Genomic DNA, 1,034 nt, shown 5'->3' with positions numbered 1-1,034 from the left:
AAAAACGCGGGCTTTATCATATACCCAGCACGTACCATAATGCGATAGGTTGCTTTCATTTTCTATAAAACCACCTAGATCCCCTGCTTTGACATCTCCAAAATCTTTTAAAGCTCGTATACGGTATAATGTGAGACCAGTCATATGATCTATTTCATTGGTTAATTCATATTTTTTGGATGGTTTTCTCTTTTTAACTGTAGCACTCATGCTAGTAATCCTTAACGTAATAAAGGTTTCTTATTGACACCCCCTAAAAGGGCGCCGGGTGCTAAGAAACACGGCGTTAAGTCCGTCGTCACACTTTTCTCATAAAGAGTCTTGTATGGTGTAACCACACCCGACATAATCGTTATATGCTAATGACAGCATAAAAGAAAGTCAGTATTTTGAAGATGGGAGAAACCTTATCGTGGTTTATCCGCTTAACGCTAAGTGTTTCTTAGGCACTTGTCGACCTTTCTAAACGAACCTTTCCTTAATGTCAATACGTATTTTTTATTTTTTTCATTTTGATATCTACCTAATTGAATACCAAGTGCTTTCTCTAGCTCGTTGTCTATATCATCATAAGTTTTCACTGCTTTAACTGTACGTTTTTTGATTTCCCTATTCACCTCGTCTATCAACGCTTCACAACTCAAAACGCTTCTTGGCAAATCGCCCCCATAAATCCACGCTTTCACTTGAGCCTTGGTACTGTAATCAACTTTACAAGGCATTGATTTATAATAATAATTCACTGTTCTGTATGTTGAATGAGAGTCTCGAATATCGTAAGAGTCTCTCATTTCAAAGCTGTTTATGTTGAATCAATCAAAACCACTCATTTGTACATAACAAGTGGGATGAGTGTGTGGATAAAATTTGTATAAGAAAGGACTAAAAATGGCTCTTATGAACCGTCTTAATGCAAGGGCTGTCGCAACATTGGGAGCTGGCAAATATAATGATGGTGCCGGCTTGTTACTTCATAAGCGTAAAGATGGAGGTGCTCAATGGATTTATCGCTATACCATTCATGGTCGGCGCCG

The 1,034-nt window shown here is 38.1% G+C and carries 2 protein-coding genes and 1 pseudogene; 1 reads left to right on the top strand and 2 read right to left on the bottom strand.

The features are described 5' to 3' along the window. Both ACFINO_RS09950 and ACFINO_RS09945 read right to left on the bottom strand, forming a co-directional pair. Window positions 1-210 (bottom strand): annotated as a pseudogene (locus ACFINO_RS09950) (hypothetical protein); the annotation flags it as partial. A 221-nt stretch (window positions 211-431) separates the two neighbouring features. After that, the gene (locus ACFINO_RS09945; protein WP_375655650.1) at window positions 432-791 is read right to left on the bottom strand and encodes a hypothetical protein; all 360 of its coding nucleotides are present in this window, start codon (window positions 789-791) and stop codon (window positions 432-434) included. Between the two features lie 97 nt (window positions 792-888). On the opposite strand from ACFINO_RS09945, the gene ACFINO_RS09940 reads away from it, so the two are divergent. Beyond that, window positions 889-1,034 (top strand): DUF4102 domain-containing protein (locus ACFINO_RS09940; protein ID WP_375655652.1); only part of this gene is annotated, 146 nt, incomplete at its 3' end.

Source organism: Bartonella sp. AA83SXKL (assembly GCF_042196965.1).
GTDB lineage: Bacteria > Pseudomonadota > Alphaproteobacteria > Rhizobiales > Rhizobiaceae > Bartonella.
This window is presented reverse-complemented; position numbering and strand designations above follow the sequence as displayed.